The sequence below is a fragment of the Achromobacter sp. NPDC008082 genome, from assembly GCF_042957345.1.
GTDB lineage: Bacteria > Pseudomonadota > Gammaproteobacteria > Burkholderiales > Burkholderiaceae_B > Achromobacter > Achromobacter kerstersii_A.
In genome coordinates, this window is sequence record NZ_JBIBIB010000001.1 from 736,598 (window position 1) to 750,154 (window position 13,557).

General features: G+C 64.8%; 14 protein-coding genes. 2 read left to right on the top strand and 12 right to left on the bottom strand.

Annotated elements, in window-relative coordinates:
- Positions 1-46: 46 nt before the first annotated feature.
- A complete protein-coding gene (locus ACFZAI_RS03395) occupies positions 47-1,024 on the top strand; it encodes a Bug family tripartite tricarboxylate transporter substrate binding protein (RefSeq protein ID WP_391565583.1) in 978 nt (325 codons plus the stop codon).
- Positions 1,025-1,108: 84 nt separating this feature from the next.
- Here ACFZAI_RS03395 and ACFZAI_RS03400 read toward each other — a convergent pair whose 3' ends face one another.
- From ACFZAI_RS03400 to ACFZAI_RS03415, 4 genes are all read right to left on the bottom strand, one after another.
- On the bottom strand, positions 1,109-2,521 hold the full coding sequence (locus tag ACFZAI_RS03400) for a PLP-dependent aminotransferase family protein (RefSeq protein WP_391565584.1): 1,413 nt from the start codon (positions 2,519-2,521) through the stop codon (positions 1,109-1,111).
- A gap of 29 nt (positions 2,522-2,550) precedes the next feature.
- Entirely contained in the window at positions 2,551-2,673 is a 123-nt protein-coding gene (locus tag ACFZAI_RS03405) for a DUF2474 family protein (RefSeq protein WP_391566258.1), read from the bottom strand.
- Positions 2,674-2,777: 104 nt separating this feature from the next.
- On the bottom strand, positions 2,778-3,785 hold the full coding sequence (cydB, locus tag ACFZAI_RS03410; protein WP_391565585.1) for a cytochrome d ubiquinol oxidase subunit II: 1,008 nt from the start codon (positions 3,783-3,785) through the stop codon (positions 2,778-2,780).
- Between the two features lie 4 nt (positions 3,786-3,789).
- Positions 3,790-5,226, bottom strand: a complete 1,437-nt coding sequence (locus tag ACFZAI_RS03415; RefSeq protein WP_391566259.1) for a cytochrome ubiquinol oxidase subunit I — start codon at positions 5,224-5,226, stop codon at positions 3,790-3,792.
- 350 nt (positions 5,227-5,576) lie between these two features.
- On the opposite strand from ACFZAI_RS03415, the gene ACFZAI_RS03420 reads away from it, so the two are divergent.
- Positions 5,577-6,251, top strand: a complete 675-nt coding sequence (locus ACFZAI_RS03420; RefSeq protein WP_391565586.1) for a GntR family transcriptional regulator — start codon at positions 5,577-5,579, stop codon at positions 6,249-6,251.
- A gap of 57 nt (positions 6,252-6,308) precedes the next feature.
- Here the strand turns inward: ACFZAI_RS03420 and ACFZAI_RS03425 are convergent, their stop codons facing one another.
- The 8 genes from ACFZAI_RS03425 to ACFZAI_RS03460 all read right to left on the bottom strand — a co-directional run bounded on the left by ACFZAI_RS03425 (position 6,309) and on the right by ACFZAI_RS03460 (position 13,557).
- Positions 6,309-7,028 (bottom strand): ABC transporter ATP-binding protein, encoded by a 720-nt coding sequence (locus tag ACFZAI_RS03425; protein ID WP_391566260.1) that lies wholly within the window; start codon positions 7,026-7,028, stop codon positions 6,309-6,311.
- Between the two features lie 11 nt (positions 7,029-7,039).
- Positions 7,040-7,858 (bottom strand): ABC transporter ATP-binding protein, encoded by an 819-nt coding sequence (locus tag ACFZAI_RS03430; protein WP_391565587.1) that lies wholly within the window; start codon positions 7,856-7,858, stop codon positions 7,040-7,042.
- Positions 7,855-8,742: a branched-chain amino acid ABC transporter permease gene (locus ACFZAI_RS03435; RefSeq protein WP_391565588.1), complete on the bottom strand. Its 888-nt coding sequence runs from the start codon at positions 8,740-8,742 to the stop codon at positions 7,855-7,857. Before ACFZAI_RS03435 ends, ACFZAI_RS03430 begins: the two co-directional genes overlap by 4 nt.
- The gene (locus ACFZAI_RS03440; RefSeq protein ID WP_391565589.1) at positions 8,735-9,628 is read right to left on the bottom strand and encodes a branched-chain amino acid ABC transporter permease; all 894 of its coding nucleotides are present in this window, start codon (positions 9,626-9,628) and stop codon (positions 8,735-8,737) included. Before ACFZAI_RS03440 ends, ACFZAI_RS03435 begins: the two co-directional genes overlap by 8 nt.
- A gap of 93 nt (positions 9,629-9,721) precedes the next feature.
- The gene (locus tag ACFZAI_RS03445) at positions 9,722-10,837 is read right to left on the bottom strand and encodes an ABC transporter substrate-binding protein (protein WP_391565590.1); all 1,116 of its coding nucleotides are present in this window, start codon (positions 10,835-10,837) and stop codon (positions 9,722-9,724) included.
- Positions 10,838-11,186: 349 nt separating this feature from the next.
- Complete coding sequence (gene phbB, locus ACFZAI_RS03450; RefSeq protein WP_391565591.1) at positions 11,187-11,930, bottom strand: acetoacetyl-CoA reductase; 744 nt, start codon at positions 11,928-11,930, stop codon at positions 11,187-11,189.
- The gene (locus tag ACFZAI_RS03455; protein WP_391565592.1) at positions 11,920-12,387 is read right to left on the bottom strand and encodes a hypothetical protein; all 468 of its coding nucleotides are present in this window, start codon (positions 12,385-12,387) and stop codon (positions 11,920-11,922) included. Before ACFZAI_RS03455 ends, phbB begins: the two co-directional genes overlap by 11 nt.
- Before the next feature lie 45 nt (positions 12,388-12,432).
- Complete coding sequence (locus ACFZAI_RS03460) at positions 12,433-13,557, bottom strand: ABC transporter permease (RefSeq protein WP_391565593.1); 1,125 nt, start codon at positions 13,555-13,557, stop codon at positions 12,433-12,435.

The window sequence follows — 13,557 nt, forward strand, 5'->3', positions numbered from 1 at the left end:
GGCGTCCTGTGAAGACGCCGCACTTATCACAACCCTGGAGACAACCATGTTCCTGATCCGACTGCCCGCGCGCGCTGCGCTGGCCGCCTGTCTGCTGCCGGCCGTGCCGGCGGCGTACGCGCAAGCCTTTCCTTCCAAGCCCATCACCTTGGTGGTGCCGCACTCAGCGGGCGGCACGTCAGACATCCTGGCGCGCACGGTGGCGGCGGAAGCCGCCAAGACGCTGGGCCAGACCATCGTTATCGACAACAAGGGCGGCGCCAACGGCACCATTGCCGCCAAGCAAGTGGCCTCGTCCGCGCCGGACGGCTACACGCTGCTGCTGGCCACGGCCAGCACGCACGGCATCAACCCGTCGCTGTACTCGCGCATTTCGTATGACGCCGTGAAAGACTTCACGCCGGTCACGTTGCTGGCGACGGTGCCGAATGTGTTGGTGATCGGCCCCAACGTCAAGGCCGCGAACGTGCAGGAACTCATCACCTACATACGCGGGCAGGGCGACAAGACGAACATGGGGTCGGCGGGCGCCGGCACGCCGGGCCATCTGGCCGGCGAGATGTTCAAGAGCGCGGCCAAGCTGCAATTCACGCACGTGCCATACAAAGGCGGCAGCCCTGCCATTACCGACTTGATCGGCGGCCAGATCGACTTCATGTTCACGACCATTCCCGGCGTGTTGCCGCATGTGAAAGCGGGCGCCTTGCGCGCGCTGGCGGTGACGTCACCTGAACGTTCCCCCGCCATGCCCGATGTGCCCACGATGGCCGAATCCGGGCTGCCCGGCTTTCAGGCTGTGTCGTGGCACGGCGTTGTGGCGCCAGCCGGCACACCGCCTGACGTGGTCAACAAGTTGAACGCGGCATTGAGTGGCGCGCTGGCGGCCCCTGCGGTGAAGCAGCGCCTGATGGAAGAGGGCGCGGCCGCCTCCAACTTGAACACGGCCGCATTCGGCACGTTCATCCAGGCCGAGATCGCGGCCTGGGCGAAAGCCGTAAAGGACTCGGGGGCGACGGCGAACTGACGCGCGCGGTGAGCGCCGCGCTTACCCTTTAGCGCTTAGCGCTTAGCGCTTAGCCCTTAGGTCTTAGCCTTTAGCCGTTAGCCATTACCCGTTCGCCATCAGCTTGCCCAGCGTCGCCATCCCTTGCTCCATGTCGTCGTTCCATGGATGCCCATGGTTCAGGCGCAGGTAATTCGCGAATGCGCCTGACGCTGAAAACAGCGGCCCCGGCGCAATGCTGATGCCGTGGTCGAGCGCGGCGCGGTGCACCTTCAGGGTGTCGATGTGCGCGGGCAACTCCACCCACACGAAGTAGCCGCCGGTGGGCCGCGTGGCGCGGGTGCCTTTGGGAAAGTGGCGCGCCACTGCTTGCAGCAGCTCGCCCTGCTGTACCGCCAGCGCTTGCCGGAATTGCCGCAGGTGGCGGTCAAAGCCGCCTTTTTCCAGATATGCCGCGATGGCGGCTTGGGTGGGCGCGGCAGTCGCCAAGCTTGTGGTGAGCTTGTTGCGCATGATCTGCCGCGTGTAGCGCCCGGCCGCCACCCAGCCCACCCGGTAGCCGGGCGCAAGCGTCTTTGAAAACGACGAGCAGTGCATCACGATGCCTTCCTTGTCGAACGCCTTGGCCGGGCGCGGGCGCGTGTCGCCGAAGTAGAGCTCGCCGTATACGTCGTCTTCAATCAGCGCCACGCCGTGCCGCGTCAGCAGCTTGACCAACGCTTCTTTCTTGGCGTCGGGCATCAAGCTGCCCAGCGGATTCTGAAACGTGGTCATCAGCCAGCAGGCGCGCGGGCGGTGTTGCAGGATGGCCTGTTCCAGCGCTTGCAGGTCGATGCCTTCGCGCGGATGCGTCGCCACTTCGATGGCGTGCAGCTGGTTGCGTTCCAACGATTGCAGCGCGGCGTAGAACGTGGGCGACTCCACGATCACGGCGTCGCCCGGCTGCGTGACGGCGGTCAGGCACAGGTTCAGCGCGTCCAGCGCGCCGTTGGTGATGATGATGTCGTCTACCGGCACCGATAGGCCGTCGGCCAGATAGCGCAGCGCGATGGCGCGGCGCAGCGCGGCGTCGCCGGGGCTCAAGTCGTCGATCGAACCCCACGGGTCCAGCCGTTGCACGGTGGACGCCATGAACTTGGCCAGCCGCCCGTAGGGCAGCAGCGACGGGCTGGGAAAGGCGGAGCCAAACGGCGTCATGTCGCGCCGCAAGGTGGCGTTGAGCACTTGCAGCACGTTGTCGCTGACGTCCACCGGATGGCGGCCCGCGCTGGCGCTGGACACGGCATCCAGCTCGGGCAGCGCCGTGTGCGGCGCGCGCAGCACGTAGTAGCCGGAGCGGTCGCGCGCACGGATCAGGCCGCGCGCTTCCAACAGGTAATAGGCCTTGAACACGGTGGACGGGCTGACCCCGCGGCTGGTGCTGGTTTGCCGCACCGAGGGCAGGCGGTCGCCCACTTGCAGCAGGCCCGATCGGATCGATGCGGTGATGTCTTCGGTCAAGCGTTCATAGCGCTTCATGGCGGTTCCGTGAGGGGTAGACAGCGCGGTCAGGCCGACATGCCGATGGCGCGCATGACCAGGCGCAGCGCATAGGCGGCGGCCCCCAGCGCGGCGACGCTGGCCGCCCAGATCATGGCCAGCCACAGCAGGCGGCTGCGCCATGAAGGCAGCGCGGCCGGATGCGGGGAGGCGGAATCGGAAGCAAAAGCAGAAGCCGCAGCAGAGGTGGAAACGGAAGCAGCAGAAGTAGAAACGGAAGCAGTTAGGGGGGCCATCAGTGGAACTCCTCGCCAACGCGGACCTTGCCGCGGAACACGTAGTACGACCAGGCGGTGTACATCAGGATAATCGGAATGATCAGCAAGGCTCCCACCAATGCGAAGCCCAGGCTTTGCGTTGGCGCAGCCGCCGTCCAGATAGAGATATCTGGCGGAATGATGGCGGGCCAGATGCTGATGCCCAGGCCGCTGTACGCCAGGAACACCAGCGCCAGCGACAAGAGGAACGGGCCGGCGGACGGCGCGCCGCGCACGCGGCGGATCAGATCAAAGCCCGCAGCGGCCACCAGCACCGGCACCGGGATGAACCAGAACATGTTCGGCAAGCTGAACCAGCGCTGCGCGATGTGCGGCTGCGCAAGCGGCGTCCAGGCGCTAAGCACCGCGATGACGGCCAGCAGCGCCAGCGTCAACGGCTGCGCGATGCGGCACATGTGGCGGTGCAGCCGCCCTTCGGTCTTCATGATCAGCCACGTGCAGCCCAGCAGCGCATAACCCGCGACCAGGCCCAGGCCCGTGAACATCGAGAACGGGCTGATCCAGTCCCAGGCCCCGCCCGCGTAGGCGCGGCCCACAACGGGGATGCCTTCGATGTACGCGCCCAAGGTCACGCCCTGGAAGAAGGTCGCGCACACCGAGCCGAAGACGAACGCGCGGTCCCACAGCGGGCGGTGGTGTTCGTCGGCCTTGAAGCGGAATTCGAACGCCACGCCGCGAAAGATCAGCCCCAGCAGCATGAAGACCAGCGGCAGGTGCAGCGCGCTCAAGATGACGGAGTATGCCAAGGGAAACGCCGCCATCAGGCCCGCGCCGCCCAGCACCAGCCAGGTCTCGTTGCCGTCCCACACGGGGGCGACGGTGTTGACCATGACGTCGCGTTCGTCGCGGTCGCGGATCAGCGGAAACAGGATGCCGATGCCTAGATCAAAGCCATCCATGATCACGTACATCATCACGCCGAACAGGATGATGACGGCCCATATCAATGCAAGGTCGATGCCCATGGCGTCAGACTCCGGTATGCGTGCGGGGCGCCGGCTCAACGCCAGCAAGGGTGGACGCCGCGGACAGCGGGCGCGACGGCTGGCGCGGCTCGCCGGGGCCGCCGGACAGGGGCGCATGCCCCGGCGCAGGAGCCGGCCCCATGCGGATCAGGCGCAGCATGTACGACACGCCGGCGCCAAACACCAGCAGGTACACCACCACGAAGAGCGCGAGCGTCAGCGTCAGTTCACCCACGCCATGCGGCGTGGCGGCGTCGGCGGTGCGCATCACGCCGTAGACGATCCACGGCTGACGGCCAATCTCCGTCACGTACCAGCCGGCCAGCATCGCGATGACGCCCGACGGCCCCATCCACAGCGCGAAGCGTTGCAGCGCGCGCGAGTCATACAGCCGCCCGCGCCAGCGCGTCCACAGCGCCCAGCCGGCCAGCAGAATCATCAGCATGCCCAGCCCCGCCATGATGCGGAACGACCAGAACACGATGGTCGCGTTGGGGCGGTCTTCGGGCGGATACGACTTCAGCCCGGGGAACTGGCCATCCCAGCTGTGCGTCAGGATCAGGCTGCCCAAGCGCGGCACGTTCAGCGCAAAGCGGGTGGTTTCGCGCTCCATGTCGGGAATGCCGAACAGCGTCAGCGGCACGCCCGCGCCCGGCTCGTTTTCCCAATGGCCTTCGATGGCGGCGATCTTCGCGGGCTGGTGCTTCAGCGTGTTCAGGCCATGGAAGTCGCCCACCACCGCTTGCAGCGGCGCTACCAGCAGCAGCATGCCCATGGCCATTGCAAACATCTTCTTCACGGCGGGGCTGCGGTCACCGCGCAGCAGATGCCACGCGCCGGACGCGCCCACCAGCAGCGCCGTCGCCAGGAACGCGGCGATGCCCATGTGCGCCAGCCGGTACGGAAACGACGGGTTGAAGATCACGGCCAGCCAGTCGGTGGGCACCACGCGGCCATCCAGAATTTCGTAGCCGGCTGGCGTCTGCATCCAGCTGTTGGACGCCAGAATCCAGGTGGCCGACACCAGCGTGCCCAGCGCCACCATGATGGTGGAAAAGAAGTGCAGGCCCGGCCCCACGCGCGACCAGCCAAACAGCATCACGCCCAGGAAGCCGGCTTCCAGAAAGAAGGCGGTCAGCACTTCATAGGCCAATAGCGGCCCGGTCACGCTGCCGGCGAAATCGGAAAAGAAGCTCCAGTTGGTGCCGAACTGGTACGCCATCACCAGGCCGGACACGACGCCCATGCCGAAGTTGACGGCGAAGATCTTCGTCCAGAAGTGATAGAGGTCGCGATACACGGTCTTGCGCGTGCGCAGCCACAGGCCTTCCAGCACGGCCAGATAGCTGGCCAGCCCAATGGTGATCGCGGGAAAAATGATGTGAAAAGAAATGGTGAAACCGAACTGAATTCGGGCAAGCAATAGCGCGTCGCCATGCATAACGGTCTTCCTGATGAACAAGTGTCCTACCCCTGCGACAGTAGATCCGCCGCGCGTTGTAGTACAGATTCAGAAAGCCGTTAAAAAAGCAGATCAGTTGATGGGGAACGACCCTGAATTCCCGGCGTATACAGGGCAGGACGCTGTGCTATCTGATTTTGTCCCGCGCCGATTTGATATGAAAAAACAGCACAGATGGGTGCAGGCCAGGGAAAAGGGGCTATGAGTGGGGCTAAGCCTGCGCCCGGTTCACGAGGACGGGCCATTCGGCTACGATGGGAGCCCGCCGTTGGAACCCCCGACGTTTGCCGCAGGCCGCAGTCCTTCGCCGCAGAGATACCCCGATAGTCATGAGCATTACCAAAACGAAGGGCACGTCCAGTAAAGCCCAGGCCTTGCCGCACCGCATCCGCGACCAGTTGCGCTACGAAATCCTGACGGGCGCCTTGCCCGCAGGCACGCCGCTCAAGCAAGACGCCTTGGCCACGCGCTTTCAGGCCAGCCGCATTCCCGTGCGCGAAGCGCTGCGCCAGCTGGAAACGGAAGGGCTGGTGGCGTATCACCTGAACCGGGGCGCGGTGGTCATCCGCATGGACGTGGACCAGATCTGCGAGCTGCTCGACATCCGCATCGCGCTGGAAGGCTACGCCGTGCGCGCGGCTGTGCCGAACATGGCGCGGGCCGATCTCGATACGCTGGAAGCCATACTGAAAGCCTACGACGAGGCCGATTCCGTTTCGCAATGGGCGGAGCTGAACCGCCGTTTCCATCTGGCCTTGTGCGCGCCCGCAAACAACACGCGCCTGCGCCGGCTGATCGAGGAATACGGCCTGAACACTGACCGCTACACGCACGAGATGATGTCGCAGGCGACTGGCAAGGAAGGCCCGCAATCGGACCACTACCGCATCCTGGAAGCCTGTAGACAGCAGGACGGCGCGTTGGCCGCGCGCTTGGTGGAAGAACACATCCTGGAAACCAAGAAGAACCTGGTCGCCATGCACCGCATGCGCCAAGACGGCTGAACGCCCGCCGGGCCAATACGCCCGGCAGGCCCGCACCAACCGCCGGCAGGCAAGCGCTTAGGCCGCGCGGCCTCCCAGATACAGCTCGCGCACCTGCTCGTCGTGCATCAACGCGTGGGCGTCACCCGTGATGGCGACCGTGCCCATCGACAGCACATACGCGCGATCCGAAATTCGCAGCGCTTCCATGGCGTTTTGCTCCACCATCAGAATCGTCACGTTTTCCTTGGCGCGGATGCGTTGGATGGCTTCGAACACTTCGCCCAGCGTCTTGGGCGACAGCCCGGCCGAGGGTTCATCCAGCAGCAGCAAGCCGGGCGAGGGCATCAGCGCGCGCGCCAGCGCCAGAATCTGACGTTCTCCGCCCGACAAGGACGCCGCCGGCGCATTCAGTTTGCGTTGCAGTACGGGGTAGTGCTCGCACAAGGTGCGCACGCGCGCCTCGCACTGGCTTTTGTCCAGCGCATTGCCGCCCACCAGCAGGTTCTCGTGCACCGACAACGCGGTAAACACGTTCTCGGTTTGCGGCACGAAGCCCAAGCCATGGTGCAGGATTTTTTCGTGCACGGGAAAGCGCGAGATGTCCTTGTCGCCCAGCATCACGCGGCCGGTGCGTGGCTTCAGATAACCCGCGATGGTCTTCAACAGCGTGGATTTACCGCAGCCGTTCGGCCCCAGCAAGGTCACGATTTCGGCCTTGTTCGCGTACAGCGAAATGCCGCGCAGGATGTCCACGTCGCGCGTGTAGCCGGCGACGACGCTATCGACTTCAATCATTTTTTCGCTCATCACGCGACTCCCATGCGCAGCACGGGCGCAGCCGTGGCGCCGGCGGCAGGCTTGGCTGCGGCGCCGCCCAGATACGCTTCCAGCACACGTTCGTTGGATGCCAGTTCATCGGGCCGGCAGTCCGCCACGATGTGGCCACGGTCCAGCACGATGCAGCGGTGGCAGACTTCGCGGATGAAATGCATGTCGTGTTCGACGATCACGATCGTCATGCCCGCTTCGTTCAAGCGCTGCAAGGCGCCGACGATGTCGCTGCGCAGATTCGGATGCACGCCCGCGGTGGGCTCGTCCAGCATCAGCATGCGCGGATGCGCCATCAGCGCGCAGACGATGCCCAGCAGCTTCTTCTGTCCGCCCGAAATGGCGGCGGCCGACAAATCGCGCACCGGGGTCAGCAGCAGCTGGTCAAGCAGCGCATCGGCTAGTGCCCGCGCCCGCGCTTCCGCCTGGCGCGCGCTGCGCGAGCCGAACAGGTTTTCCCACACGCCGTGGTGGGCGGTCGAGGCCGCCATCGCCACCTCGGCCACCGACATCTTGCGCGGCATCGACGGCAGCTGGAACGTGCGGGCGATACCGGCTTGCACGATGCGGTGCGCGCTCAACGTGTCGATGCGTTGGCCTTCGAACGTGACGCTGCCCGCGTCGATGGATTCAAAGCCGGTAATGGTATTTAGCAAGGTGCTCTTGCCCGAGCCGTTCGGCCCCAACAGGCCCACGATTTCGCCAGGGCGTATCGAGAAGCCCACTTTTTCCAGCACGCGATTGCCGCCAAACGCCTTGGCCACCGAATCGACCTGCAATGCATAAGGGGTGGTCATGGCATCTTCCTCATCTTTTCCGGCAGCAGCCCTTCGCTGCGCCACAACAGGCATCCCAGCAAAATGAATCCGATCAGGCCCAGGCGCAGCGCGCCGGCAATGTCGGAGCCAAAGCCGAATGCGTCCTTGGCGAACGGCACGAGCGTGTAGGCGGTTTGCACCAGCACCACGCCCAGCACCACGCCCGATACGTTGCCGATGCCGCCAATCATCAGCATGGTCCAAAGCAAAAAGGTTTCGGAGGCCAGCAGATAGTCGGGGCCGACAAAGCTCATGTAGTGCGCGTAGAGCGAACCCGCCAGCGCCGTGACTGCCGCGCCCGCCATGACAGCGCGCGACTTCAACGACATCAGGTCGTAACCCATGCAGGCGGCAAGCTTGGGCTCTTCGCGCATCACGCGCAGCGCGCGGCCATAGCGGCTGACCGCCAAGCGGCGCAACAGCACGGCGGCGGCCGCCGCCAGCACCAGCACCAAACCCAGGAACGCCAGCGCGCCGCGCTTGCCGTCCATGCCGCCGAACACGGCCGGGATGCCGCTGATGCCCTGCGCGCCATTGGTCAGCCACAGTTCGTTGGTGGCGATGGTGCGGATGATTTCGGCGATGGCCAAGGTGGCGATGCCCCAGTAGTCGGCGGCCAATTGCTTGCCCAGCCGGGCGATGCCCCAGCCCAGGGCCATGGCGACGGCCACGCCGGCCACCGCGCCCAGCGCCGGATGCCAGCCGGCATGCACGGCAATACCGGTGCCGTACGCGCCAATGCCGGCGAACGCGATGTGGCCAAAGTTCAGCAAGCCGGCCAGGCCCGCCTGCAAGTTCAGCCCCAGCGCCATCAAGGCAAAGATGGCGCCGAAGGTCAGGGAAGACACCAGAAAATCAAACACGGCGCACCTCGCGGTCAAACAGGCCGTAAGGCTTGAACAGCAGCGCCAACAGCAGAATCAAAAACGATGCCGCGCTGATGTAAGCCACAGGCAGGAAGGCCACCGGCTTGGCGTAGAGCCAGCCGAAGTTCAGGTTGGTCACCAACGTTTCGGTGAACGCAATCAGGAATGCGCCGGCCACTGCGCCCAGCGGGTTGCCCAGGCCGCCCAGGATGGCGGCGGCGAACACGGGCAGCAGCAGGTCAGAACCCAGGTTGATGTGCGCGCCGGTGGACAAGGCCAGCAGCCCGCCGCCCAGCCCGGCCAGCGCGCCGCTGCAAAACGCCACCTGGCAGGTGATGCGCGAGGCGTTCAGCCCGCTGGCATCGGCCAAGGCGGGGTTGCACGACAGCGCGCGCATGGCGCGGCCGGCGCGCGTGTAAAACAGCAGCAGCGTAAAACCCGCGAGCAGTACGGCGGTAGTGGACACGGCGGCAATTTGCGTCACGGTGATGCTGGCGTCACCCAGGCGAATGGGGGATGCCAGCGGCAGTTTGAACATCAGCGGAAACGAGCCCGCAATGCCCTGGCAGAACGCGATCAGCAGCATGGACAACGCCAGCGACCCGATCATGGTGATGGCGGGGCCGGCGCGCAGCAGCCGCTGGAACACCAGCAGGTGAAACGCCAGCGCCAGCGCGCCCGTCAAGGCGCTTGCGGCCAGCAGCGCCAGCGGCAAGGGCAGGCCCAGCGTGCTGAGCGCATAGGTCAGGTACGCGCCCACCATGGCGTATTGCACGTGGGCGATGTTTGGAAATTTGACCAGCCCATACACCATGCTCAGGCCCAGCGCGATCAGCGCCAGATCCGAGCAGCGTAGGAGCGTGTCGACGAGAATCTGGATCATCTTGTTGACTCGAAAGACCGCAGGAAATGCCGCAAGCAATGCGGCCGGAAAAAAAGCCGGAGCCGCTCCCCGGCGGCTCCGGCCAAGCCCTTATCAACGCGTGACGATCTTGCCCTGATCGGACTTCAGCTTGGCGTACGGCGGGTCCACGCGCTGGCGGTCGCTGTCGAACTTGATGAAGCCGGTGACGCCTTCGTAGCCCTTCTGGCCCAGCTGGGTCAGCGCGGCCTGCACATCGGCCGGGGCGGTGGACTTGGCCTGGTTCATGGCGGCCGCGGTCAGCAGCACGGCGTCATAGGCGTAGCCGGTGTATGACGTCTTGAAGCCGTCCTTGTAGCGGGCCTTGAACGCTTCGGCGTATTCGCGGCCCTTGGGGCCCAGCACCGAACCCACTTCCATGCCGATCTGGCCTTGTGCGATATCGGCTGGCGTGTCGCTCAGGCACATGCTCAGCAAAATGCCGTACCACGGCGTCTTGCGCAGGCCCAGTTCAAAGGCTTCGCGGTTGATTACGGCCGATTCCTGGCCGTAGGCGGTGTAGATGTACGCGTCGGGGTTGCTGCGCGACATCTGCTGCAATTCGCGGCGGTAGGTGGATTGGCCGGCCGTGTACAGCACTTCGGTCACGATCTTGCCGCCCAGCTTTTCAAACTCTTCCTTGTAGCCGTGCGCCACGCCCTGGCCGTAGGCGTTGTTGGGCGCAATGATGGCGACGTTGCGGTAGCCCTGGTCCCAGGTGTCTTTGGCGGAAAAGCGGTTGCCCTTGTCTTCCAGGCCGATCAGGTTGAAGGACGTGGCGCCCAGGTCGCGGATCTTGACGCTGGTGCTGGCGATGTTGATGTGCGTCACGCCTTCCTTCACCAGGTATTGGCCCAGCGGGATGGAGATGCCCGACGAGTATTCGCCGATCACCACCGGCACCTTGTCCACGCTGACCAGCTTGCGCGCGGCGTTCAGCGCCGTGGTGGGGTTGCCGCCCGAGTCTTCGATGACCACCGCGAACTTCTTGCCCAGCACGCCGCCGTCGGCGTTGACCTTGTCGACGGCCAGATCCACGGCGCGGCGCACGTCTTCACCCACGGTGGCGTTGGCGCCGGTCAGCGACAGCACGGCGCCCATCTTCACCGTTTCCTGCGCCTGCGCGCCGGCGCCGGCCAGCGACAACATGAGGCAGGTAGCGCCCAGCAGCGGGCGGACATTGAATTGCATGGTGTTCCCCTCGAAGGATTGCCTGGCCAGCGTCTGATGCGCATGCGGCCGGCGGTGCTTGGAAAGCCAGGGGCAGTGCCCCCGGCCCACAGACGAGGGCAGGTTGTGGATACCAAAACAACAGATTGCATCCAATCCTGCTCAAGTGGATGCAAATATACGAGGCGGCTCGCGTCACAACAATATGGGGTTAACCCGTTACTTGCTGTTTCAAACGACGTTTTGATTTGCGGGTTGCACCTTTGTCCCCCGGTTGAAACAACAGCGCCCGCCAACGTTTCCGGTGGCGGGCGCAGTGAAGGGGAATCTGGGGCAGGGAACCCGGGGGCAGGGAATCAGGGGCAGGGAATCAGTACATATGCTGGCCGCCGTTCATGGCCACGTTGCTGCCCGTCATGAACCCGGCGGCGTCGCTGCAAATGAACGCCACCAGCGCCGCCACTTCCTCGGGCAGCCCAAGCCGGCCCACGGGAATCTGCGGCAGTATCTTTTCCTTCAACACCTCCTCGGGCACCGCCTGCACCATGCGCGTGTCCAGATAGCCGGGCGACACGGTGTTAACGGTGACGCCGCGGCTGGCCAGCTCCAGCGCCAGCGACTTCGTGAAGCCGTGTATGCCGGCTTTTGATGCGGCGTAGTTGGTTTGCCCGAACGCACCCTTGCTGCCATTCACGGACGAGATGTTCACGATGCGGCCCCAGCCGCGGTCGGCCATGCCGCCGCACAAGGGTTGGGTCATGTTGAACATCGAATCCAGATTGCTGTGCATGACTTCGGACCAATTCTCGAAGCTCATTTTGCGCAGCCGGGCATCGCGCGTGATGCCCGCGTTGTTGATCAGGATGTCGATCTGGCGGCCGTCGCGTTCCAGGCGGGCCATCAATGCCTGGCACGACGCGTAGTCGCCCACATCCACCTGATAGATATCGAAGCGCCGCCCTTGGGCCGCTTCTTCGTCGGCCCAGGCGCGGGTGGCGGCCTCGCTGGCGTGGTAAGTCACTATGACGTCGTGGCCCGCTTCGTGCAGCGCCAGCGCGATGGCCCGCCCCAGGCCGCCGCCGCCCGTCACGAGCGCCGTGCGTTTAGCCGTCATGATGGCCTCCCGGCTGGCTGGCGTCGCGCAGGGCCGAGCATGCCGCGGCCATCTGGTTGGACATCGTCGACCACATCTGGGTCAGCGGCGACGCGCCAACGGCCATGCCGGCGCCCGTGGCGGTTTTGAACCAGGTGCTCATGGCTTCGCCGACGCCGGCCGCCAATGCGGCTTGTTCCTCAAGCGCGGCGTGCGTGATCGCCTGGCTGGCTTCCAGCTGGCTTTGCCATCGCTTGCGCGTCACTTCGCCCAGCGCGGGGGCAATCTGCTGCCAGTCGCCGCCATGAGCCAGCGGGCCCAGCGTAGACAGGTATTGCGCGGCGTGATCATCGGTCAGGCGCCGGCCCAGTTCCATCCAGCGTTGCTGGCTCTCTTGCGCAAGTTTGGCCAGCCGTTGGCAATAGGCGGCGTTGGCGCCGGCGATGCCTTGGGGGGCGGGAGCAGTAGTCTTATTCATCATCCGTCCTTTTATAGAAGTGGTAAGGGGAAACGAATCAGTCCCTCAAGCCATCTGGCTCAGGGTCTTGCGAAAACGCGCCAGAGAGAACGCGAATAGAACGGCGCCAATCAGCGTCAGCGCCAGGAAGGGTTGCCACACGACGCTGAATCCCGCGCCGCGATAAAGAATGGCCTGGCCCAGCTCCACGAAGTGGGTCGTGGGTGCGGCCAACATGATGTTCTGCACGAAGTCCGGCATGCTCTCGCGCGGGGTGGTGCCGCCCGACAGCATTTGCAGTGGCAGCAGCACCAGCACGAGCAGCATTCCGAACTGCGGCATGCTGCGTGCAAGCGTGGCCATGAAGATGCCCATGGAAGTGGTCGCGAACAAGTGCAACGCGGCGCCCACCAGGAACAGCGCCACCGATCCTTCGATCGGCACGTGCAATAAGCCACGCACGACGAACGTCAACGATAGCCCAGCCGACACCAAAACCACCAGCCCCATGGACCACACCTTCGCCACCATGATTTCGGTGGGCGTCACGGGCATGACCAAAAGGTGTTCGATGGTGCCGTGTTCCCGCTCGCGGATCAGCGCGGCGCCGGTCAATATGATGGACAACATCGTGACGTTGTTGATGATTTCCATCATCGCGCCAAACCAGGCCTGCGTCAGATTGGGGTTGAACCGCATGCGCACGGCCAACTCGACGGGCAGCGCCGTGGGCGCGCGGTAGCGCTTGACGAATTCATTGATCTCGTCGGTGACGATCTGCTGGATATAGCTGCTGCCGGTGAACGCCTGGCTCATGCGGGTGGCGTCCACGTTCAGCTGAATTTCGGCGGGCCGACCGGCCAATACGTCGCGTTGAAAGTTGGGCGGAATGTTGACCGAAAACGTATAGCGGCCCGCGTCCATGCCGGCGTCCGCCTGCGCTGACGTGATGGTATCCGGCGGCGTGAAATGCGGCGGATAAAACGCCGACGTGATGCGCGCCGATAAAGGCGAGGCATCTTCGTCCACCACCGCGATGGGGGCGTTGTGCAGCGTTTCCGGCACAGCGGTGGCGGCGGTGTAGATCATCAGCGTGAACGACACGCCGATCAGGATCAGCATCATCGGGTCGCGCGCCAGGCTCCACAGCTCTTTCACGCCCAGACGGTAGATGTTGGCCAGATGCCGCAT

Coding starts and splice junctions, on each gene's coding strand:
- ACFZAI_RS03395 (WP_391565583.1), top strand. CDS start 47: ATGTTCCTGATCCGACTGCCCGCGCGCGCTGCGCTGGCCGCCTGTCTG.
- ACFZAI_RS03400 (WP_391565584.1), bottom strand. CDS start 2,521: ATGAAGCGCTATGAACGCTTGACCGAAGACATCACCGCATCGATCCGA.
- cydB (WP_391565585.1), bottom strand. CDS start 3,785: ATGGGCATCGACCTTGCATTGATATGGGCCGTCATCATCCTGTTCGGC.
- ACFZAI_RS03415 (WP_391566259.1), bottom strand. CDS start 5,226: ATGCATGGCGACGCGCTATTGCTTGCCCGAATTCAGTTCGGTTTCACC.
- ACFZAI_RS03420 (WP_391565586.1), top strand. CDS start 5,577: ATGAGCATTACCAAAACGAAGGGCACGTCCAGTAAAGCCCAGGCCTTG.
- ACFZAI_RS03425 (WP_391566260.1), bottom strand. CDS start 7,028: ATGATTGAAGTCGATAGCGTCGTCGCCGGCTACACGCGCGACGTGGAC.
- ACFZAI_RS03430 (WP_391565587.1), bottom strand. CDS start 7,858: ATGACCACCCCTTATGCATTGCAGGTCGATTCGGTGGCCAAGGCGTTT.
- ACFZAI_RS03440 (WP_391565589.1), bottom strand. CDS start 9,628: ATGATCCAGATTCTCGTCGACACGCTCCTACGCTGCTCGGATCTGGCG.
- ACFZAI_RS03445 (WP_391565590.1), bottom strand. CDS start 10,837: ATGCAATTCAATGTCCGCCCGCTGCTGGGCGCTACCTGCCTCATGTTG.
- phbB (WP_391565591.1), bottom strand. CDS start 11,930: ATGACGGCTAAACGCACGGCGCTCGTGACGGGCGGCGGCGGCCTGGGG.
- ACFZAI_RS03455 (WP_391565592.1), bottom strand. CDS start 12,387: ATGAATAAGACTACTGCTCCCGCCCCCCAAGGCATCGCCGGCGCCAAC.
- ACFZAI_RS03460 (WP_391565593.1), bottom strand. CDS start 13,557: ATGCGGCATCTGGCCAACATCTACCGTCTGGGCGTGAAAGAGCTGTGG.